Origin of the sequence: Nocardiopsis sp. RV163 (assembly GCF_001029525.1) — a bacterium.
GTDB classification, from domain to species: Bacteria; Actinomycetota; Actinomycetes; order Streptosporangiales; family Streptosporangiaceae; genus Nocardiopsis; species Nocardiopsis dassonvillei.
Genome location: NZ_LEKI01000028.1, coordinates 1 through 21,751, shown reverse-complemented (window position 1 = coordinate 21,751; position 21,751 = coordinate 1). Strand labels below are relative to the sequence as shown.

At 73.7% G+C, this 21,751-nt stretch carries 16 protein-coding genes; 12 read left to right on the top strand and 4 right to left on the bottom strand.

Translation table 11 applies throughout. The annotated features are described in order from the left end of the window. Positions 1–99 precede the first annotated feature (99 nt). Genes ABD54_RS07880 through ABD54_RS07870 form a run of 3 tightly spaced genes read right to left on the bottom strand, consistent with a single transcriptional unit; the run spans position 100 to position 4,803 of the window. The gene (locus tag ABD54_RS07880) at positions 100–2,502 is read right to left on the bottom strand and encodes a DUF3488 and transglutaminase-like domain-containing protein (RefSeq protein WP_047868767.1); all 2,403 of its coding nucleotides are present in this window, start codon (positions 2,500–2,502) and stop codon (positions 100–102) included. Between the two features lie 8 nt (positions 2,503–2,510). Next, on the bottom strand, positions 2,511–3,752 hold the full coding sequence (locus ABD54_RS07875) for a DUF58 domain-containing protein (protein WP_047868766.1): 1,242 nt from the start codon (positions 3,750–3,752) through the stop codon (positions 2,511–2,513). A 58-nt stretch (positions 3,753–3,810) separates the two neighbouring features. Continuing rightward, the gene (locus tag ABD54_RS07870) at positions 3,811–4,803 is read right to left on the bottom strand and encodes a MoxR family ATPase (RefSeq protein ID WP_047868765.1); all 993 of its coding nucleotides are present in this window, start codon (positions 4,801–4,803) and stop codon (positions 3,811–3,813) included. Between the two features lie 528 nt (positions 4,804–5,331). Between ABD54_RS07870 and mraZ the strand changes: the two genes are divergently transcribed. From mraZ to ABD54_RS07850, 4 genes are all read left to right on the top strand, one after another. After that, positions 5,332–5,763, top strand: a complete 432-nt coding sequence (mraZ, locus tag ABD54_RS07865) for a division/cell wall cluster transcriptional repressor MraZ (protein WP_047868764.1) — start codon at positions 5,332–5,334, stop codon at positions 5,761–5,763. Between the two features lie 277 nt (positions 5,764–6,040). Beyond that, positions 6,041–7,114 carry a 16S rRNA (cytosine(1402)-N(4))-methyltransferase RsmH gene (gene rsmH, locus ABD54_RS07860; RefSeq protein ID WP_047868789.1) on the top strand — a complete coding sequence of 358 codons (1,074 nt, stop codon included), beginning with the start codon at positions 6,041–6,043 and terminating at the stop codon, positions 7,112–7,114. Positions 7,115–7,124: 10 nt separating this feature from the next. Then, on the top strand, positions 7,125–7,577 hold the full coding sequence (locus ABD54_RS07855) for a hypothetical protein (protein ID WP_047868763.1): 453 nt from the start codon (positions 7,125–7,127) through the stop codon (positions 7,575–7,577). After that, positions 7,574–9,544, top strand: coding sequence for a penicillin-binding protein 2 (locus ABD54_RS07850; RefSeq protein WP_047868762.1), 1,971 nt, complete (start codon positions 7,574–7,576; stop codon positions 9,542–9,544). Before ABD54_RS07855 ends, ABD54_RS07850 begins: the two co-directional genes overlap by 4 nt. Before the next feature lie 23 nt (positions 9,545–9,567). Here ABD54_RS07850 and mmuM read toward each other — a convergent pair whose 3' ends face one another. Continuing rightward, positions 9,568–10,479 carry a homocysteine S-methyltransferase gene (gene mmuM, locus ABD54_RS07845; protein WP_047868761.1) on the bottom strand — a complete coding sequence of 304 codons (912 nt, stop codon included), beginning with the start codon at positions 10,477–10,479 and terminating at the stop codon, positions 9,568–9,570. 307 nt (positions 10,480–10,786) lie between these two features. Here mmuM and ABD54_RS07840 point away from each other — a divergent pair, with 307 nt between their 5' ends. From ABD54_RS07840 to ABD54_RS07805, 8 genes are all read left to right on the top strand, one after another. Next, positions 10,787–12,454: a UDP-N-acetylmuramoyl-L-alanyl-D-glutamate--2,6-diaminopimelate ligase gene (locus tag ABD54_RS07840; protein ID WP_047868760.1), complete on the top strand. Its 1,668-nt coding sequence runs from the start codon at positions 10,787–10,789 to the stop codon at positions 12,452–12,454. Between the two features lie 380 nt (positions 12,455–12,834). Beyond that, the gene (gene murF, locus ABD54_RS07835) at positions 12,835–14,283 is read left to right on the top strand and encodes a UDP-N-acetylmuramoyl-tripeptide--D-alanyl-D-alanine ligase (RefSeq protein ID WP_047868759.1); all 1,449 of its coding nucleotides are present in this window, start codon (positions 12,835–12,837) and stop codon (positions 14,281–14,283) included. Continuing rightward, positions 14,280–15,353: a phospho-N-acetylmuramoyl-pentapeptide-transferase gene (gene mraY, locus ABD54_RS07830; protein ID WP_047868758.1), complete on the top strand. Its 1,074-nt coding sequence runs from the start codon at positions 14,280–14,282 to the stop codon at positions 15,351–15,353. Before murF ends, mraY begins: the two co-directional genes overlap by 4 nt. A gap of 2 nt (positions 15,354–15,355) precedes the next feature. Next, entirely contained in the window at positions 15,356–16,807 is a 1,452-nt protein-coding gene (murD, locus tag ABD54_RS07825; RefSeq protein ID WP_047868757.1) for a UDP-N-acetylmuramoyl-L-alanine--D-glutamate ligase, read from the top strand. 166 nt (positions 16,808–16,973) lie between these two features. Further along, a complete protein-coding gene (ftsW, locus tag ABD54_RS07820; RefSeq protein WP_047868756.1) occupies positions 16,974–18,404 on the top strand; it encodes a putative lipid II flippase FtsW in 1,431 nt (476 codons plus the stop codon). After that, positions 18,401–19,561: an undecaprenyldiphospho-muramoylpentapeptide beta-N-acetylglucosaminyltransferase gene (gene murG, locus ABD54_RS07815; RefSeq protein WP_047868755.1), complete on the top strand. Its 1,161-nt coding sequence runs from the start codon at positions 18,401–18,403 to the stop codon at positions 19,559–19,561. Before ftsW ends, murG begins: the two co-directional genes overlap by 4 nt. After that, positions 19,558–21,018 carry a UDP-N-acetylmuramate--L-alanine ligase gene (gene murC / locus ABD54_RS07810; protein WP_047868754.1) on the top strand — a complete coding sequence of 487 codons (1,461 nt, stop codon included), beginning with the start codon at positions 19,558–19,560 and terminating at the stop codon, positions 21,016–21,018. The genes murG and murC overlap by 4 nt, the downstream gene beginning before the upstream one ends. 56 nt (positions 21,019–21,074) lie before the next feature. Next, positions 21,075–21,751 (top strand): cell division protein FtsQ/DivIB (locus ABD54_RS07805; protein ID WP_047868753.1); only part of this gene is annotated, 677 nt, incomplete at its 3' end.

Sequence of the window (21,751 nt, the reverse complement as noted above, 5' to 3'; positions counted from 1 at the left end):
TTTTCCGTGGGCTCCCGTGCGCGCGGCGGGCGGGCATCCGCACACGGAACGGAGCGAGTGGGGGACAGGGCTCGCGTGCGCGGGGCCCGGCCGCCACCGCTAGGACGTCACGGGCTCGGGATCGGCCGCGCGGCGCGGACGGTGCCACGGGGCCAGAGACCGGGGCAGCAGCACCGCGCGGACGCGCGCTGCCGCGCCGACCACCCCGTTCAGCCCCGCCAGGGCCGTCCGCAGGTCCTCGCGCAACCCTTCCCGAGCCCCGGGAGAGGGCGCGTAGCGGGCCTCCTCCTCGGCCAGGGCCAGCCTCCGCAGCGCCGCCGCGGCCTCCGGCGCCACCGGCCCCGGGGCCGCACCCGACATCAGCCCCACCGGAGCCGCGTCGGGCCGGGGCGCCGGACCGGAACCGGCCAGGCGTTCTGCCGTGGCGCGCGGGCTCTCCGCCAGCGACCACGTACCGCCCAGGTCCAGGCAGGTGTCCCGCAGTTCCCGCCACGCGGTGTGCGCGCCGGCCGCTCCCGCGCCGCCGTTCAGCGACGCCGTCCGGGACCAGCGCGTCAGGGAGCGCACCAGCGCGGGCAGGGCCAACAGCAGCAGCACACCCGCGACGGAGCCCGCCACGGGCAGCCACGACAGGTCCGGGCCGTTCCGCGCGTCGTCGCCCGGGGCGGCCACCGACGAGGAGGGTTCGTCCTCGTGCTCCTCCTCGGCGGCCCCGCTGGGCTCCTCGGCCTCCTCTTCGGCCTCGTCCCGCGGAGCGTCGGGCTCCTCGGGCGAGGTCTCCAGCGGCTCCTCCGCGGCCCCGTCCGGGTTGTCGACGCCCGTCTGCCCGCTCCGGGAGTAGTCGGGCACCGACGCCGAACCCTGCCCCCCGGCGGAGGAGGGGGTCGGCTCGAACCGCACCCAGCCCGCGCCCTCGAAGTACAGCTCCGGCCAGGCGTGGGCGTCGCCCACGGACACCGCCCAGCGGCCGTCGCCCTGCTGCTCGCCCGCGGTGTAGCCCACCGCCACCCGCGCCGGGATGTCCACCTGCCGGGCCATGACCGCCATCGCCCCGGCGAACTGCTCGCAGTAGCCCACCCGGTCCTCGAACAGGAAGTAGGCGAGCGGGTCGGCTCCGTCGGGCACCGCGGGCGGGGACAGGTCGTAGGTGAACGCTCCCCCCGCGAAGTGCTCCTGGAGCGCCACCGCGCGCTCGTAGGGGCTCCGCGCGTCCTCGGTCAGGTCCTCGGCCAGCTCCCGCACCCGCGGGTCCAGGCCGCCGGGCAGGTCGCGGAAGTCGCCCGGCAGCGACCGCGGGCCGCCGCTGTCGGCCAGCTCCTCGGCGGAGGGCTCCGGGCCCAGGGTCTCCACGGTGAAGTTCAGCCCCGTGGGCGCGCTGTCGGTCGTGAACACCACGTGGCTCGCCGGGTCGGCGTACCACTCGCCGGGCACGTCCACCGTCCGCGCCCAGTACGGCAGCGGCAGGAAGTCGATCCCGGGCGCGTCGGAGTCCATCGAGATCCGCGTGGTCACCGCCTCGCCGGAGGGCTCCGAGCCCCACCCGGCGGGCAGCGGCAGCTCCCCGTCGACCAGGTTGTCGCCCGAGGCGCTGACCGGCGTCATCGTCCAGTTCGCGCCGTCGAACTCGTCCAGCACGTACGTGCGCAGGTAGTCGGGCCGTTCGGCGTCGGTCCGGTAGGTCAGCACCGTGCGGTCGGAGGAGGAGGCCAGCTCGCGCCGCAGCGAGACCAGCGGGTGCGTGGTGGTGATGCGGCCCCCGCCGGTGCCGATGTAGGTGCCGTCGGCCATCGTGTGGAGCACGTCGGTGCGCAGCGACGGCACCGCGAGCGGCACCGTCAGCGCCAGCAGTACCGAGGCGGCCGAGGCCAGCGCCACCGTCGTCGCCCTGCCCACCGCGCTCAGCACGCGGGCCGAGGAGTCGTGGCCGTCGGGTACGCGCACGCCCCACTCGCGGCCGCGCACCCACACGTCCACCGCGAGCAGCAGCAGGAAGCCGACGGCGCCGCTGCTCGCGGGCAGCCAGCCCAGCCCGGCGCCGTCCACGATCAGCGGGACCGCCATCAGCACGGCCACCAGGGCGCCGACCGTCCCGGGGCAGCGCGCGGTCACCGCGAGGAGGTCCGCGACGATCGCGAACAGCACGAACACCAGCGCGACGATCAGCATGACCCCGGCGGTGGAGGATACCGGGGGCGTGCTGGTGTCGACCGTCTCCAGGCCCTCGTCGAACACCCGCAGCAGGTGTGCCGCCACGTCACCGGAGGGCAGCAGACCCAGGGGCGCGACGTGTCCGGCGAACAGCGGAGTCATCAGCAGCGCCGCCGCCAGTACCTGGAGGAACGGCACCGGGAAGGAGCTCCAGCCGCTGAGGCGGTACAGCGCGGACACGCCGCCCACCGCCGCCGTCATCACGAGGGCCGGAACCCACCAGGCCTCACCCCGTACGATGCCGCCCAGCAGCGGCAGCGCCATCAGCAGGCAGGCCAGGGTGGCCAGGGGCATCAGTGCTCTCAACGCGCAACCTTCCGGGGGGTGTGCGGCCCGGCGGCGGGAGCGGGCGCGCAGGCGCGGCGCCACAGGTCGGGCAGTTCGGCGGTGGAGCCCAGGACGAGGACGCGCCATCCGGCCCCGGTCAGCACGTCGTGGACCCCGCGCAGGGTGTCGGGGCCGGTCCAGGCGGCGTGCGCGCACAGCACGGCGACGCGCGTGCCACGGCCGCCCGTGCGCGCCAGGGCGGCGGCCTCCTCGGGGTCCACCGCGCCCAGCACCGCCACGGCCAGGCCGGTCGTCCCGCGGGATTCGGCCAGCACGCCGATCCCGCCGAGCAGCCCGGGGGCGTCGGAGGGCTCGGCTGAGGCCAGGCCGTCCAGCACGCCCGACGCGCTCGTGGCCCCGACCCGGCCCCGCTCGGTGTGCAGGCGCAGTTCGTGCCCGCCGTCGATCAGGTGCACCGCCACCGAGGCGGCGGCGCTCACGGCGGTCTCCAGGGACCCCGCGGGACCCGGGTGCCCGTGCGCCCCGCGCCGCGTGTCCAGCAGGACCGCGCTGCTCTCCCGCGAGTGCTGCTCGTCCCGGCGCACCATCAGCTCACCGTGCTTGGCGGTGGACCGCCAGTGCACCTTGCGCAGGTCGTCGCCGTACCGGTACTCCCGGGGGACGGGGTCCTGCTCCCCGGCGCCGCTCATCGAACGCCGCGGCGAGTCCTCGCCCTTGGAGCCGTCCGCGGCGCCCAGCGGGGTAAGCGGGACGGTCGCGGGGGTAACGAGCAGGCGCGAGGGGCCGCCCACGTCGCGGCTGACCCGCACGCACCCGAGCGGGTCGGTCACGCCGACCCACAGCGGTCCCACCGGGTAGTCCCCGCGTACGGCCGGGCGGACCAGGTAGGCGATGTCGCGCACGGCGCGCGGGCGCAGGTAGCCCACCGTGTAGCGGGGTTCGCCGCCCAGCGGCACGGGCAGCGTGTCCCGCACCGACAGCGCGGCCACCGGCCAGGTCCGCGAGGAGTTGCCCACCCGCAGTTCCACCCGGGCGTTGTGTCCGGCCGGGATGCGCACGGGGGACAGGGTGCGGCTGTGCACGACCCGGGAGGCGGCTCCCAGGACGGTCAGCGCCGACAGCGGCGGGAGCGCGGTGAGCAGGACGCCCAGGCCCACGATCTCGCGTTGTCCCACGACCAGGCCGGCCACCAGGGCGGTCAGGCCGAGGATGAGCAGGCAGACGCCTCGTGCGGTGAGGGTTCGGTGCGGGCGCATGGACCCTCTCTCGGGGCGGGTGCGTACGGGGCGGGGCGGAGGGCCTCGGGCGCCGGGTCTACTGCGGTCCGGGCACGGGCAGGCGCGCGACCAGCTTGGCCACGATCTGCTCGGGGGTCAGGCGCTCCATCTGCGCCTCGGGGCCGGGCAGCAGCCGGTGCGCGAGCACCGGCACGGCCAGGGCCTGCACGTCGTCGGGAACGACGTAGTGGCGTCCGTCGAGGGCGGCGTAGGCGCGGGCGGCCTGCACCAGGTGCAGGGTGGCCCGCGGTGAGGCGCCCAGGCGCAGTTCGGGGCTGGTGCGGGTCGCGTTGACCAGGTCCACGACGTAGCGGCGCATGCCCGGGGCCACGTGCACCGTGCGCACCCGGTCGGCCAGGTCGCGGACCTGGGCGGCGCTGGTGACCGGGGCCAGGTCCTCCAGCGGAGAGCTGGAGCTGTGCGAGTCGATCATGTCGAGTTCTGCCTGGGGAGCGGGGTAGCCGACCGAGACACGGGCCATGAACCGGTCGCGCTGGGCCTCGGGGAGGGCGTAGGTGCCCTCCATGTCACCCGGGTTCTGGGTGGCCACGACCATGAACGGCCGCTCCAGGGCGCGGGTCTGGCCGTCCACGCTCACCTGGCGCTCCGCCATGCACTCCAGGAGGGCGGCCTGGGTCTTGGGCGAGGCGCGGTTGATCTCGTCGCCCACCACGATGTTGGCGAACACCGGGCCGGGGTTGAACTCGAACTCGCGCCGGTCCTGGTGGTACACGCTGACGCCGGTGATGTCGCTGGGCAGCAGGTCCGGCGTGAACTGCACGCGCTGCACGGAGCAGTCCACGGCCCGGCCAAGGGCCTTGGCCAGCATGGTCTTGCCGACGCCGGGGACGTCCTCGATGAGCAGGTGGCCCTCGGCGAGCAGGACGGTCAGCGCCAGGCGCAGCACCTCCGGCTTGCCCTCTATGACCGTCTCGATCGCGGTGCGGACGCGGTCGGCCACGGCGACGATCTCACCGACGTCCCCCTGGACGTCGCCCCCGCGACCGCCGTGGTGTGTACCGAGTGACACCAGACCCCTCCCGCTCCCTGTGGCTCCGCGCGTCGCTGTTCGGAACTGAGGCTAAGCCCATTCGAACCGATTGCAAACCGAAGTGCCGGAATCAGCGGCCGATCGGTTCCAGGAATGGCCGAAGAGGTCAAAGGGCTCCAATCGTCCTCCTGTTTCCTCGGCGGTGGCACCGCTGCGGCGAGGGAGGGCGCGGAGGGGGTGGGGCCCGGCTCCGGCCGGCCCGGGGCCCGCTGCGCCGGTCCGACACTCCGGGCCGCCCCGCCGCGCACCCGCCCTAATCCCCGCGCACGCGCGCGGGCACGCCCGGCGTCGCCTCAGGTCGCCGCGGCCCAGAGGGGGCGCCCCCGCGACACACCCCGCGCCCTCCACCTTCCCCCACCAGCATGACCAACGCTGTGAACTGCGTTTTCGAGGCTTCCAGAGGTCGCAAAAGCCGGAAAGATCTGTTGACGGTGGGGAAGAGTGGAGTAAGGTGGGGCAACGTGGAGAGGGTGAATTCTCCACTTCGAGGGTGAGGGAGGTGGAAGTGTGTTCCTCGGCACCCACACGCCCCGGCTCGACCAGAAGGGGCGGCTCTTCCTCCCCGCGAAGTACCGCGACGAGCTGTCGGGGGGTCTGGTGATCACCAAGGGCCAGGAACGCTGCCTCTACGTCTTCCCGACGGAGGAGTTCCGGCGCATCACCGACGCGCTCGCCACCACCCCGGTCACCGCCAAGGCTGTGCGCGACTACAGCCGGGTCCTCTTCGCCAGCGCCTCGGACGAGAACTGCGACAAACAGGGCAGGGTCACCATCCCGGCCAAGCTCCGCGACTACGCGGGCCTGGAACGGGAGTGCGTCGTGATCGGCGCCAACACCCGCCTGGAGATCTGGGACTCCCGAGCGTGGTCGGACTACGAGACCGAACAGGAACCCGCATTCGCGCAACTGTCGGAGGAGGTGCTGCCCGGGGTGCTGTGACCCCGGCGAAACACCGTCGGGCCGACCAGCGCACAGTCCACACCCTCGCAAGCCGGAGTCCGGCAACGGCCTCCGGGCGCGGTATCCACGAGCTGGCGCGACTTCCCCGGTGCCAGGTCGTGAGCGCGAAGCCACCGGAAGGTGGACAATAGCGCCCGTGTCCGGAGGCCCGCCGGAACCCGCCGGGCCGTGTCAAGGACACCGTGGAGCGCACCGACCGCGGCGCTACCACGGAGACTCGGGGGGAGACGGCGACAGCGTGGAGGAACAGCAGCACATGGGGGACATCGGGCAGGACGGCGGGAGCGGGGGCGCCCGCCCGGGCGCGGGAGGTGCGCCCGCCGAAGGGGAGCACGCGGCCGGGGAGCGGGCGCGATTCGACGCGGCCCGCTCCGGAGCCGAACCCCTGCACGTGCCCGTCATGCTCGACCGGATCGTGGAACTGCTCGCTCCGGCCCTGGAGCGGCCCGGCGCCGTCCTGGTCGACGGAACCCTGGGCCTTGGCGGCCACTCCGAGGCACTCCTGCGCGCCTGCCCCGGCATGCGCCTGGTCGGCGTGGACCGCGACACCACCGCCCTGGAGCGCAGCGCCGCACGCCTGGCGCCCTACGCCGACCGCACCCGATTCGTGCACGCGGTCTACTCCGACATCCCGCGCGCTCTGGACGAGGCGGGGGCCGCCGAGGCCGACGCAGTCCTGCTCGACCTCGGCGTCTCCTCGCCGCAACTGGACGAGACCGACCGCGGTTTCGCCTACGCCCACGACGCGCCGCTGGACATGCGCATGGACCGCGACCAGTCGCTGACCGCCGCCGAGGTCGTCAACACCTACCCGGTCGCCGAGCTCACCCGCGTGCTGCGCACCTACGGCGAGGAGCGCTTCGCCTCCCGTGTGGCCAGGGCCATCGAGCGGCAGCGCGCCCAGGCGCCCATCGAGTCCACCCGCGCGCTGGCCGAACTGGTGCGCGAGGCGATCCCGGCGGCCACCCGCCGCACCGGCGGCCACCCCGCCAAGCGCGCCTTCCAGGGCCTGCGTATCGAGGTCAACGCCGAGCTGTCCATCCTCGAACGCGCCCTGCCCGCCGCGATCGAGCGCCTGGCGGTCGGCGGCCGCGTGGCCGTGCTGTCCTACCACTCACTGGAGGACCGGATGACCAAGAGGGCCCTGGCCGCGCTGGCCACCGACACCACGCCCGCCGACCTGCCGGTCCCCCTTCCCGAACGGCAGCCCGAACTCCGGCTGCTCACCCGGGGGGCCGAACTCCCCACGGACGAAGAGAACGAACGCAACCCACGCGCGCAGTCGGCCCGCCTCCGGGCGGCCGAACGCGTGCGACCGCCGCGGCAGTAGGGAGACCCAGATGAGCACGAGGACGGACACGCGCCGCACGCCCGTACGCGGTGGCAAGGCCCCCGCCGGGAAGGTCCCCGCAGGAAAGGGCGCTCCCGCGCGGCCCAAGCCCGCGCCCGCACCGGCCAAGCGCGCCCGGTCCGGGGGCGGTGCGCAGAGCCGGGCGCCGCGCATCCCCTTCGTACTGCTCGTCCTGTTCCTGCTGGGGGCCACGCTCGTCGGCCTGCTCGTCCTGCGCAGCGTCGTGGCCGAGGAGGCGTTCGCGATCGCCAACCTCAAGGAGGAGAACCGGGAGCTGTCCTACGAGGAGCAGCAGCGGCGCAGCACGGTCGCCGAGCTGGAGAGCTCCGAGCGCATCTCCGACGAGGCCGAGGCCATGGGCATGGAGCAGGGCGGGGAGCCCCCGCTCTTCCTCGACCCCGAGACCGGTGAGATCAGCGGTGCCACCGGGAGCGGTGAGTGAGCACTCCCAGAGACCGGCGGCCCCGGGACCCCCGCAGGCCCGGAGCGGCCAACCGCTCGGGGTCCCGGCCCAACAGGAGGCCCCAGCGCGAGCCGCGCCGCCCCGACGGCGGCGCCCGACCCCCGGCGCGCACCTCGGGGCGTCCGGCCCGGGAGGCGCGCGGCGGCGAGCGAACCCGCCGCGGCGGCTCCCCGCCCCCGCTCCCGCCCCTGCTGCGCCGCACCTTCCGCAGGGGCGAGCCGCCGGGCCGTATCAAGATCGGCGGCGCCCTGATCATGGCCGTCCTGCTGCTCTTCGCCGGACGCCTGGTGCAGATCCAGGTCGTGGAGGCCGAGCACTACGCCGAGGCGGCCTCCAACACGCGCCTCCAGACCATCGACATCCCCACCCTGCGCGGCCAGATCACCGACGCCGACGGCAACCCCTTCGCACTGTCGCTGGAGGTGCGCACCGTCTTCGTCGACCCCGAGACGGTCACCGAGGAGGATCGCGACCAGCTCGTCGAGGAGCTCGTCACCCGCTTCGGCCTTAAGGAGGAAGAGGTCGCCCAGAAGGTGGACGCCGCGCCCAGCCGCTACGAGGTGGTCGCCCGCGGGGTCCTGCCGGAGGAGTGGGAGGAGCTGGCCGACCTCAACCTGTCCGGTCTGGGCTCGCAGGTCTCATACGAGCGCGTCTACCCCGAGGAGACCGGCGCCGCCGACCTCGTCGGCTTCGTCGGGGCCGAGGGCCACGGCCTGGAGGGGCTGGAGGGCTACCTCAACGACACCCTGGCCGGCGAGGCGGGCAAGCGCCGTGTCGAGGTGGGCGCCGACGGCACCCAGATCCCCATGGCGGGCGGACTGGTCAGCGAACCCGAGCCGGGCCAGGACGTTCGCCTGACCCTGAACCAGGACATCCAGTGGTACGCCGCCCAGACCCTCGCCGAGCGCGTGGAGGAGCTGGACGCCCAGGGCGGCAGCGTCATCGTGGAGCGGGTCGGCACCGGTGAGATCCTCGCCATGGCCGACTACCCGACCTACTCCCAGAGCGACATCTCCTCCAGTTCCCCCGAACAGTGGTCCAACGGCGCGGTGGCCGCGATCTTCGAGCCGGGCAGCACCAACAAGGTCGTCACCATCGGCGCCGCGCTGGAGGAGGGCGTCACCACCCCGGAGACGGTCTACACCGTGCCCGACAGCATGCGGTACCTGGACGTGACGTTCAAGGACTCCAGCCCCCACGAGACCCTGCGCCTGACCGCCAACGGCATCATGGCCCAGTCCAGCAACGTGGGCACCATCAAGATCGCCGACCAGGTGGGGCGGGGCGTTCTGCACTCCTACCTGGAGGACTTCGGGCTCGGCCAGCCGACCGGTCTCCAACTGCCCGGTGAGCAGGCGGGCGTCCTCAAGGACCCCGAGGACTGGTGGGGCACCCAGCTGCCGTCGGTCTCCATCGGCCACGGCCTGTCCGTGACCGCCGCGCAGATGGCGTCGGTGTACGCCACCGTCGCCAACGGCGGGGTGAGGGTGGAGCCCCGGGTGGTCGCCGGGACGGTGAACGCCCAGGGGGAGTTCACCCCGTCCGAGGAGCCCGACCAGCGGCGCGTGTTCAGCGAGGAGACCGCCGACCAGCTCGCGCTGATGCTGGAGGCGGTCACCAGCGACGAGGGCACCGCGCCCCAGGCACGCATCGACGGGTACCGGGTCGCGGGCAAGACCGGTACCGCCAACCGGATCGATCCCGAGACGGGGGAGTACGACGGCGGCGGGTACACGTCCACCTTCTCCGGGTTCGCGCCCGCCGACGACCCCGAGGTCGTGGTCCAGGTGGTGCTGCACGACCCGCAGCAGGACTACTACGGCGGCGAGGCCGCGGGCCCGGTGTTCAACGACGTCATGACCTTCGCGCTCAAGACGCTGAAGGTCCCGCCGTCGGGGACCGAGCCGCCCGCCATCCGGCTGTCGGAGGACCAGGGCGCCGGCTAGGCGGGTACGCCGGGGCGCCGGCGTCAGACCGCGGCGCGGTCCAGGTGGGCGCGCACGGAGCGCACGTGCTCGGGGCCGGTGCGGCAGCACCCGCCCACGAGCACCGCTCCGGCCTCGTACCAGCCCACGGCGGCGCGGCCGAACTCCTCGGGGTCGGCCGTGCCGGTCCACCGCCCCCGGGCCGCGTCCCAATCCTCCCCCGAGTTGGGGTAGGCCACCGCCGGCAGACCGCACGAGGCGACCGCGCGCACCAGCGCGGGGACGTGCCGGGGCGCGGTGCAGTTGGCGCCCACCGCCACCAGCCGCCCTTCGGCGTGCAGCGGGGCGAGTCCGGCGGCCGCCTCGCGCAGGGGCGTGCCGTCGCAGATGCGTTCGCCGTCGCGGCAGGAGAAGCTGATCCACGCGCGGGCGCCGGGGGTCTGGGCGAGCAGCCGGGCCAGCGCCCGGGCCTCGGCCGCCGAGGGCACCGTCTCGCAGGCGAGCAGGTCCGCCCCGGCGTCGGCGAGCACCCGCCAGCGCTCCCGGTGCCAGGCGTACAGGCCCTCCTCGTCCAGGTCGTAGTCGCCGGTGTACTCCGAGCCGTCCGCCCGGGCCGCACCGTAGGGGCCCACTCCTGCGGCCACCAGGCCGGAGCCGAACGCGTCGCGCTCGGCCAGCGCCAGCTCCACCGAACGGGCGATCAGGGCCAGGGCCTCGGACTCGGTGGCGCCCCGTGCGGTCAGCGCCGGAACGCTCGCCTGGTACCCGGCGGCGACGGCCACGTCCGCGCCCGCCTCGAAGTAGTCCCGGTGCACCCGGCGGACGAGGTCGGGCTCCTCGGCCAGCAGCCGCGCCGACCAGAGCCCGCCGCCCAGGTCGCGTCCGTAGGCCTCCAGGCGTGTCGCCAGCCCGCCGTCGAGGATTAGCGGGCGCCGCGAGGGGAGGGTTCCGGTCATGCGCCACCTCCGCGTTCGGGCGGATTCGAGGACGCCTCCAGCCTAGACCCGGACGGGCCGCCCGGCCCGCCGCCTCGTCCGGCCGACCCGTCGGGGGCGCGGCCGCTCCCGCCCCCGGCCGCGGATTCGCGGGCCCGCCGGAGGAGGGCTGGCCCCCGCCCGGGAGGGACACCGCACGGTCATCGACGCGTACGGCGAACCTGCGTAACCTGGGCGAAACGCCCGGTTCGGGAAACCTCGGCGAACGCAGCGTGGAAATTACCGGCCGGTCGTCGACAGCGGTTAACCTCCACACGTGCCACCGGTAATGCGACCTGAACACACGCCACTTCGTCCACTGTCCGCCCTCGCAGCGCTGCTCGGGCCGGACGCCTCCCTCCTGCGCCCGGACCTGGGCTCGGACCGACCCCCCGAGGTGCCCGGCAGGGAGGTGCACGTCCGCGGCATCACCCACGACTCCCGCAAGGTGGGGCCCGGAGACCTGTACGCCGCCCTGCCCGGGACCCGCGCGCACGGCGCCGACTTCGCCGGGCAGGCGGCCGAGGCTGGCGCCGCCGCCGTCCTCACCGACGGGGACGGGGCCGAGCGGGCCGCCGCCACCGGGCTGCCCGTCATCGTGGTCCCCGACGTGCGCGCCGCGCTGGGCAGGGCGGCCTCGTGGGTCTTCAAGGACCCGGCGCAGGACCTGCTGCTGATCGGCACCACGGGCACCAGCGGCAAGACCACCGTCACGTACCTGGTCGAGTCGGGCCTTCGCCACGCCGGAATGCGCACCGGCCTCGTCGGCACCGTGGAGATGCGTGTGGGCGACGAGCGCGTCGTCTCCTCGCTCACCACACCCGAGGCCACCGACCTGCACGGCCTGTTCGCCCTCATGCGCGAACGCGGCGTCTCCGCCGCCGCCATGGAGGTCTCCAGCCACGCCCTGGCCCTGAGCCGGGTCGGCGGCACCCGCTACGACGTCGCGGTCTTCACCAACCTGTCCCAGGACCACCTGGACTTCCACTCCGACCTGCGCGACTACTTCGACGCCAAGGCCCGCCTGTTCACCCCCGAGTACTGCGACATCGCGGTGGTCAACGCCGACGACCGCTTCGGCCGCGCGCTCGTGGACATGGTGGAGGCCGACGGCCGCGTCCCCGTCACCACCTTCGCCGTGGACGGCTACAGCGACGCCGACCCCGCCACCGCCATGGAGGCCGACTGGCGGGCCGTGGACGTGCGTCTGGGCGCCATGGGGAGCGCCTTTCGCATCGTGGGCCCCGGCGGCATGGAGGCCAACGCCTCCGTCGCCCTGCCCGGCCCCTTCAACGTCTCCAACGCGATGGCAGCCATCGTCGGACTGGTCGAGGCCGGGCTGCCGCTGGAGACCGCGATCGCCGGTGTGGCCGCCGCCCCGGGCGTGCCCGGCCGCATGGAGCCGGTCGTGGCCAACGCCGTGCCCCACGCCTTCCAGGACTTCACCGCGCTCGTGGACTACTCGCACAAGCCCGGCGCCATCGAGGCGGTCCTGACCTCCCTGCGCGCCACCACCGAGGGCGGGCTGACCATGGTGGTCGGCTGCGGGGGCGACCGCGACCGCGCCAAACGCCCGCTCATGGGCGAGGCCGCCGCGCGCCTGGCCGACCAGTTGGTCATCACCAACGACAACCCGCGCACCGAGGACCCCGTGAGCATCGCCGCGTCGATGCTCGAAGGGGTCGCCAAGGTCCCCGAGGATCACCGCGCCCGGGTCACGGTGGAGTTCGACCGGGCCGAGGCCATCCGTCTGGCCGTCGAGCGCGCCCGCCCGGGCGATGTGGTGGTTGTCGCCGGGAAGGGGCACGAGACCGGCCAGTACGTCAAGGGCGAGGTGCTGCCCTTCGACGACCGCGAGGTGCTGCGCGCGGCTATCGAGGACCACCTCGGCATGAGCGCCCGAGAGCGGCTGGGCGTCGCCCTCCAGGACATTCACCGGGTTCCTGACCAGGGCTGACACCCCGACACTCCCGGACTGCGAAACCTCCGGACGAGGGGGCGCGGGCACGGCCCGCGCCCCCCGCGCGTCCGCGCCGGAGGGCCCGCGAGCGCTTCCGGGCAGGTGCGGGCCGACGGTCACGAAGTGGCGCATATTGCCACTAGTGGGGGCCCGGCGGGATTCCGGACGCCCGAAGATGTTCTAAGGTAGGTCCGGCAATCGCAGCCCGACACGTGACGCCCCCGGCGGCGACCACGACGCGGCCCATGCCGACACCGTGGTGAGGCCCGGCGCGGCAACGCGCGGCATCCGCGGTGCCATCCCCTGACCTGAGACTCCGGCCGGGTGGCCAGCCGCCCCTGTGGCGTCGTGGACCGGGCCTGACATGAGGAGTGGATTTGATCGCGCTCACGCTCGATCGGATCGCTGAGATCACCCAAACCGCCATCGGCGGATCAGCGCGCCCCGAAGCCGTCGTCGACGGCCCCGTCGTCATCGATTCGCGGCAGGCAGTGCCCGGCGCGCTCTTCGTCGCCTTGGGCGGCGAACGCGTGGACGGACACGACTTCGCCGCCTCCGCGGTCGCGGAGGGAGCGGCGGCGGCCCTGGTCTCCCGGCCCGTCGCCGCCCCCCACCTGCTGGCGCGGGGCGGCGACGAGGGAGTCGTCGCCGCCCTGACGCGGCTGGCCCGGCACGTGGCGCGAGAACTCAGCGATCCCCGCCGCGGAGCGGAGCGCGCCGAGGTCGTCGCGGTCACCGGATCCTCCGGCAAGACCACGACCAAGGACCTCATCGCGCAGGTCGTGGCCCGCATGGGCCCGACCGTCGCCCCGGCGGGCTCGTTCAACAACGAGATCGGCCACCCCCTCACCGTGCTGCGCGCCGACACCGGCACCCGCTACCTGGTCCTGGAGGCCGCCGCCCGCGGTATCGGGCACATCGCCCACCTGTGCGGTGTGGCTCCTCCCCGGATCGGCGTGGTCCTCAACGTCGGCAGCGCCCACATGGGGGAGTTCGGCGACCGCGACGCCATCGCCAAGGCCAAGGGCGAGCTGGTCGAGGCGCTCCCGCCGGGAGCCGGGGCCAGGGGCGCGGGAGGGGTCGCCGTCCTCAACGCCGACGACCCGCGCGTGAACGCCATGGCCGCGCGCACCCGTGCGCGCGTGGTCACCTACGGACTGGGGGAGGACGCCACCGTGCGCGCCACGGACGTGGTCCTGCGCGAGACGGGCGCCCCCTCCTTCACCCTCCACCTGGCCGGGCGCACCGCCCGGGTGGAACTGGCCCTCGTCGGCGCCCACCAGGTCCACAACGCGCTGGCCGCCGCCGCGGTCGCCGACGAACTGGGCATGGGCGCGGACGAGATCGCCGAGGCGCTCGGCGCCGCGACACCGGTCAGCCGGTGGCGCATGGAGGTCACCGAGCACGCCGGCGCCACCCTCGTCAACGACGCCTACAACGCCAACCCCGAGTCCATGCGGGCGGCGCTGACCACCCTGGGCGCCCTCGCCCGGGACCGCCGCTCCATCGCCGTCCTGGCCCACATGGCCGAGCTCGGCGGGGACGGCGGGGTCGAGCACGAGAGGATCGGTGAGCTCGCCGCCCGCACGGGGGTGACCCACCTGGTCGTGGTCGGTGGGGCGGCCGAGGGCATCGCCGTCGGCGCAGAGGGCGCCGCGAGGCAGGGACTGTGGCAGGGCGAGTGCGTCCGCGTGGCGGACGTTGGCGAGGCCGCCGCGGCCGTGCGCGCGCGGATGCGCACAGGAGACGTCGTCATTGTGAAGGGATCACGCGTGGCAGGGCTCGAAAGGGTTATCGACCTCATCACGGAGGGTGACGCCCGGTGATCGGCATCACTCTGGCGGCGGCCCTGGCGCTCGTCGTCTCCATGGGGCTCATGCCCCCGCTGATCAAGCTCCTGTACCGGTTCAAGTTCGGCCAGGAGGTCCGCGACGACGGCCCCGAGGGCCACAAGACCAAACAGGGCACGCCCACCATGGGTGGCGTCGTCATCATCCTCGGCGCCGTCGTGGGCTACTTCGGCTCCCATGTGGTGCTCCTGATAGTCCAGCCCAGTGCCAGCGGGCCCACCGCGTCGGGCCTGCTGGTTATGTTCCTCTTCGTGGGGATGGGCTGCGTCGGCTTCCTCGACGACTTCATCAAGATCTACAAGCGCCGCAGCCTGGGTCTGCGCAGCGGCGCGAAGATGGTCGGCCAGGCCATCGTCGGCGTGGGCTTCGCCTACGGCGTCACCCTCTTCCCCAACGGCTACGGCTACACCCCCGCCGCCCCCAGCATCTCCTTCCTCCGCGACTTCGGCCCCCCGCTGATGATCGGCCTGTTCGTCCTGTGGGCCCTCTTCCTCATCGTCGGCTTCTCCAACGCGGTGAACCTGACCGACGGCCTCGACGGCCTGGCCACCGGCGCGACGATCCTGTCCCTGGTCGCCTACGTCATCATCGGCAACTGGCAGCTTCGCCAGTCCTGCGTGTCCTACCTCTCGGACAGCTGCTACACGGTCCGCGACCCCCTGGACCTGGCCGTGGTGGCCGCCTCCGTGCTCGGCTCCTGCATCGCCTTCCTGTGGTTCAACGCCCCGCCCGCCAAGATCTTCATGGGCGACACCGGCTCCCTGGCCCTGGGCGGTCTGATCGTGGGCCTGGCCATCACCACCCGCACGCAGCTCCTGCTGCTGCTCATCGGCGGCCTGTTCGTCATCATCACCCTGTCGGTGATGGTCCAGATCACCTCGTTCCGCCTCACCGGCAAACGCGTGCTGCGCATGGCGCCCCTCCAGCACCACTTCGAACTCAAGGGCTGGGCCGAACCCACCATCGTGATCCGCTTCTGGATCATCCAGGGCCTGTTCGTGGCGACCGCCATCGGGCTCTTCTACCTGGAATGGATGCCGAGGTAGGCATGGCGCACCACGCTTCCCGAACACCGTCCGGCAGCGCGCCGGAGGGCGCGCACCTCAGGGGACGCCGGGTCTGCGTCGCGGGCCTGGGCGTGTCCGGGCCCCCCGTGGCCAGGGTGCTCCTGGCCCGCGGGGCCCGCGTGACCGTCGTCGACGGCCGCGACGACGACACCGTCCGCCCGGTGGCCGACCGGCTCCGGGCCGAGGGCGCCGAGGTCGTCCTCGGCGACACACCGCTGCCCGCGGACTGCGACCTGGTCGTCACCTCGCCCGGCTGGCGCCCCGACTCCCCGCTGCTGGTCCGGGCCGCCGAGGCCGGCATCGAGGTCATCGGTGACGTCGAACTCGCCTGGCGGCTCAAGCCCGCCGACCAGGTGTGGCTGGCCGTCACCGGCACCAACGGCAAGACCACCACCGTGCGCATGCTGGAGGCGATGCTGCGCGCGGACGGGCGCGACGCGCTCGCCGTCGGCAACGTCGGCACCCCGGTCGTGGAGGCGGTCCAGCCCGACGCCGAGGGCCGCTTCCGCGAGGTCCTGGCGGTGGAGCTGTCCAGCTTCCAGCTCCACTGGTCCTCCAGCCTGCGCCCGCACGCAGCGACCGTCCTCAACGTCGCCCCCGACCACCTGGACTGGCACGGCGGCCTGGACCCCTACGCCCGGGCCAAGGGCCGGATCTACGCGCGGGGCACCCTGCGCGTGGTCAACACCGCCGACGCCTGGTCGGCGCGCCTGGCCGAGGAGGACGGCGATCCGCACACGCCGCTGGTCGGCTTCCGCCTGGACACGCCCCGCGCGGGCGAGGTCGGCGTGGTCGAGGACCTGCTCGTGGACCGGGCCTTCGTCGAGGATCCGCACAGCAGCGCCGAGGAGTTGGCCACGCTCTCCGACGTGCGCCCGGCCGCACCGCACAACGTCGCCAACGCCCTGGCCGCCGCCGCCCTGGCCCGTTCGGTGGGCGTGTACCCCGGTTCGGTCCGGGCGGGACTGGCCGCCTTCGAACCCGAGCCGCACCGCATCGCCTTCGTGGCCGCCGCGGGGGGTGTGGACTACGTGGACGACTCCAAGGCCACCAACCCGCACGCCGCCGCCGCGTCCCTGGGCTCCTACCCGTCCGTGGTCTGGATCGCGGGCGGCCTGCTCAAGGGCGCCGAGGTCGACGACCTGGCCGCGATGGCCGCCGACCGGCTGCGCGCGGCCGTGCTCATCGGAGCCGACCGGGCCCGGCTGCGCGAGGCCCTGGCCGAGCACGCCCCCGGTGTGCCGGTGGTGGAGGTCGAGGGCGCCGCCGAGGGGGGCGGCACCGTCATGGACGCGGTCGTCGAGGCCGCCGCCTCCCTGGCGCGGGAGGGCGACACCGTCCTGCTGGCGCCCGCAGCGGCCTCCATGGACATGTTCACCGACTACTACGAACGGGGCCGCCTCTTCGCCGAGGCCGTACTCCGCTTGCCCTGAGTGGCGCTCCGCCGCCCGTGCGTGACAGAAAGCGCGCGGGCGGCGCCCACTGTGCCCTCCGCCACGCCCCGGGCCGCCAAAGATGGCCAACACGCGCGAAATGTCCACGGCCCCGCACCCGCCGGTACGCCAGTATTGAGGCGCGAATTTGGTGCGGAGGGTGTGGATGGCGGCGACGACGGCGGTTCCCGGGGCGACCCGGTCCAAGGCGCGTGCGGCGGCGGGCGGACGTGAACGCGCACTGTGGCGTGAGTGGGTCCGCCTGCTGGACCGGCCGCTCACCTCGTACTACCTGATCCTGAGCACCTCGGTCCTGCTCATCGCGCTGGGCCTGATGATGGTGCTGTCCTCCACGATGGTCAACTCCATCGACGAGACCGGCTCGGCCTTCTCCATGTTCCAGCGGCAGATGGTCTCGGCCGCCCTGGGCCTGCCGCTGATGTTCCTGGCCTCCCATCTGCCCCAGCGGATCTTCCGCCTGATCGGCTACCCGGCGATGATCGTCTCGGCGGCGCTGCTGCTGCTCACCGTCTTCCAGGGGGTGGAGGTCAACGGCGCCACCCGCTGGCTGGACCTGGGCGGGCTGATCATCCAGCCCTCCGAACCGGCCAAGCTCGCCTTCGCCCTGTGGGGCGCCAACATCCTGGCCCGCAAGGAGGAGCTGCGCGAGCTCACCGAGTGGCGGCACCTGCTCATCCCGCTGCTGCCCGGATGCGGCCTGCTGGTCCTGCTGGTCCTGATGGGCTCCAACCTGTCCACGGGCCTGGTGTTCCTGGTCACCTTCCTGGGGCTGCTGTGGGTGGTCGGCGCGCCCGGCAGGCTGTTCGGGGCCATGTTCGGCCTGGTCCTGGGACTGGCCGCCATCGCCATCGCCGTCGAGCCCTACCGCATGGCGCGCGTCACCTCCTTCCTGGACCCCGAGGCCGACCCGATGGGCTCCGGCATGCAGTCGCTGCACAGCCTCTACGCCCTGGGCACCGGCGGGATCCTCGGCGTCGGCATCGGCGAGAGCCGCGAGAAGTGGGGCTTCCTGCCCTTCGCCGAGTCCGACTTCGTCTTCGCCATCATCGGCGAGGAGTTCGGCCTCATCGGCACCCTGCTCATGCTCGTCCTCTTCGGCATGCTCGGCTACGCCGGGATGCGCGTGGCCTACCGCGTCAAGGAGCCCTTCCCGCGCCTGGCCTCCTTCGCCATCGTCGCCTGGATCATGGGCCAGGCCATGATCAACATGGGCGCCGTCATCGGGCTGCTGCCCGTCACCGGCGTCCCGCTGCCCCTGGTCTCCTACGGGGGCTCGTCTCTGGTCACCACGATGGCGGCCCTGGGCGTGCTCCTGGCACTGGCCAAGACCGAGCCGGAGGCGCGCAAGGTGCTGGAGGCCCGGGGTCCCAGCCGGGTGCAAAGGGCTCTAAGCTGGCTGGGCCTGGACAACATCGCCGCCTCGGTGAACAACCTCGGAGGCGCGGCGGCGTCCGGGCGAACCACCACGGCACGCGGCCCGCGCACGGCGGGCGCCCGCGGTGGCAGGACAACGGCCAAGCACAGGAGCGGACCGGTCCCGGCGGGTGACCGGCCAAGGAGGAATCGGCGACGATGAGGGTAGCCCTAGCCGGAGGCGGCACGGCCGGGCATATCGAGCCCGCACTCTCCCTTGCGGACGCGCTGCGGCGTATGGACCCCGGCACGGAGATCCTCTGCCTGGGCACCGAGCGGGGTCTGGAGACCCGCCTGGTGCCCATGCGCGGCTACGAGCTGGGCATCATCCCGGCCGTACCCCTGCCGCGCAGGCTCACCCCGCAACTGCTCAGCGTGCCCGGCAAGCTCGCTGGCGCCCTCAGCGCGGCCGGCGAGCAGCTTGACCGGCTCCAGGCCGACGTCCTCGTCGGCTTCGGCGGCTACGTGGCCACGCCCGGCTACCTGGCCGCCCGCCGCAGGCGCATCCCCATCGTCGTCCACGAGGCCAACCCCCTGCCGGGGCTGGCCAACCGGCTGGGCGCGCGCCTGACCCCGCACGTGTTCACCGGCCACCCCCACACCCAGATCCGCAACGGCCGCTTCGTGGGCATCCCGCTGCGCGAGCAGATCACCTCGCTCGACCGGCTGGCCATGGGCGACAAGGCCCGCACCTACTTCGGCCTGCGCCACGACCTGCCCACCCTGCTGATCTTCGGCGGCTCCCAGGGCGCCCAGCGCATCAACGAGACCGCCTACGCCGCCCGCGACGCCTTCCGCGACAGCGGCGTCCAGGTGCTGCACGTGGTCGGCCCCAAGAACGCCGACGAGCCCCAGGACCTCACCCAGATGGGCATCCCCTACGTCGCCGTCCCCTACGTGGACCGCATGGACATGGCCTACGCCGCGGCCGACGTGGCCATGTGCCGCTCCGGGGCGATGACCTGCGCCGAGCTGACCGCCGTCGGCCTGCCCGGCGCGTTCGTGCCGCTGGCCATCGGCAACGGCGAGCAGGCCCTCAACGCCGAGCCCATCGTCCAGGCGGGCGGCGGGATGATGGTCAAGAACGCCGACGTCTCCGTCGAGTGGATCACCCGGCAGCTCATCCCTCTGCTCACCGACACCGACCGGGTCGTGGCCATGTCCGAGGCCGCCGCCCGGATGGGCCGCCGCGACGCCGACATGGAGCTGGCCCGCGAGGTCACGGCCATCGCCCGCGGCGACAGACCCACGCCCGACATGCCGGTGTCCGAGGACGACGGCGACGAGGCCTTCTACGACGACGGGAAGGACACCCGATGAGCCTGGTGCGGCCGACCGAGCCGGTGCCCGTGGACAAGCTGGGCCGTACCCACTTCATCGGCCTCGGCGGAGCGGGTATGTCCGGCATCGCCCGCGTGCTGCTCCAGTCGGGGGTCGAGGTCTCGGGCAGCGACGCCCGCGACAGCGACGCCCTGCGCGAACTGGAGCAGATGGGCGCCGACGTCCACGTGGGGCACGAGGCCGACAACCTCGGCACGGCGGAGACCCTGGTGGTCTCCTCCGCCATCCGCGAGGACAACCCCGAACTGGTCGAGGCCCGCCGCCGCGGCCTGCGGGTGCTGCCCCGGGCCGCGGCCCTGGGCGCACTGCTGCTGGGCCGCGAGGGCGTCGCCGTCTCGGGCACCCACGGAAAGACCACCACCACGTCCATGGTCGCGGTGGTGCTCCAGCACGTGGGCGCCGACCCCGGCTACGTCATCGGCGGCAAGCTGGTCACCACCGGGCTGGGCGCCGACGCCGGCATCGGCGGGGTCATCGCGGTGGAGGCCGACGAGAGCGACGGCTCCTTCCTCATGCTCTCACCCAAGATCGCCGTGGTCACCAACGTCGAGGCCGACCACCTGGACAACTACAGCGGCATCGAGGAGATCCACGCCAACTTCGCCTCGTTCGTCGACCGGGTCGAGCGCACGCTCGTCGTGGGCGTGGACGACCCCGGCGCCCGCCGGGTGGCCGAGCTGGCCCGCGAACGCGGCAAGCGGGTGATCACCTACGGCGAGGCCGGGGACGCCGACTACCGCGTCACCCGGGTGCGCGCCCGCGGCTTCACCACCGAGTTCACCATCCGCACCGCGGACGGTGATCCCGTGGACGGCCAGCTCGCCGTGCCGGGCCGCCACAACGTGCTCAACGCGGCCGCGGCCGTCGCGGTCGCCGACGAGCTGGGCCACGACCTTGAGGTGGCGGTCGAGGGCATCGCCGACTTCGCCGGGGCCGCGCGCCGCTTCGAGCCCAAGGGCGAGGCCGGGGGAGTGGCCGTCTACGACAGCTACGCCCACCACCCCACCGAGATCGAGGCCGACCTGCGCGCGACCCGTGCGGCCCTGGAGTCCCTGGCCGAGGAGGCGCGCGAGGACGGCCGGGAGCACGCCGGGGGCAGGGTCCTCGCCTTGTTCCAGCCGCACCTGTACAGCCGCACCCGCATCTTCGCCGAGGAGTTCGCCGCCGCGCTGGGCCTGGCCGACGAGGTCGTGGTCACCGAGGTCTACGCCGCCCGAGAGGACCCCGAGCCCGGGGTCACCGCGGAGCTGATCACCTCCCGTGTCGCGCACGACCGCGTGTGGTACGTGCCCGGCCGCGACGACGCCGTGCTCCGGGTGGCCGAGCTGGCCGGTCCCGGTGACATCGTGCTCACCATGGGCGCGGGCGACGTAACCGAGCTGGGTCCGCGCATCGTCGAGGCGCTCGCCCGGAGGGCCGACGGCACAGGGGGCTGAGGCCGTAACGGCCAGCGGTGGGCAAGCGGTCGCGCAGACACATGGAAGGGGCGCAGGTGGTCGCTGAGCAGGGGGAGGTGACTGGGCGCGCGGTTCCGCGCAAGCGGTCCGACCCCTGGAAGTTCGCCTTCGTGGCGCTGCTGGTGGTCGCCCTGGTCTGCGTGGTCGCCTGGCTGCTGCTCGGTTCCCGCCTTCTCGTGGTGCGCGACGTCGCGGTCACCGGCCTGGAGCGGACCCCCTCCGAGGAGGTGGTCGCGGCCCTGGGCGTTCCCACCGGGACGCCCCTGGTCAGGGTCGACCTGGACCGGAGCGAAAAGCGCGCGGAGGCGCTGCCGCTGGTGGAGTCGGCCACGGTCACCCGCGGCTGGCCCGCCACCCTGGAGGTCGAGGTGGTCGAACGCCAACCGCTGCTGGCCGTCCGGGCGGGGGAGGACTACCGGCTGATCGACGCCGACGGTGTGCGCATCGAGGACGCGCCGAGTCCGCCCGACGCCTACCCGCTCGTCCGCGTGACCGGGGAGGTCGAGGGCAACGGGGCCGTCGCCGCCGCCGCGGACATCGTCGAACGGGCACCGGGCCCCCTCCTCTCCCGGATCCGCCTCATCGACGCCACCGACCCCGAGGCGATCGCGATCGAACTCGCCGAGGACGCCCGCGTCGAGTGGGGCTCGCCCGAGGAGACCGCGCGCAAGAGCGACGTCCTGCGGGTGCTCATCGACGAGCACCCGCAGGA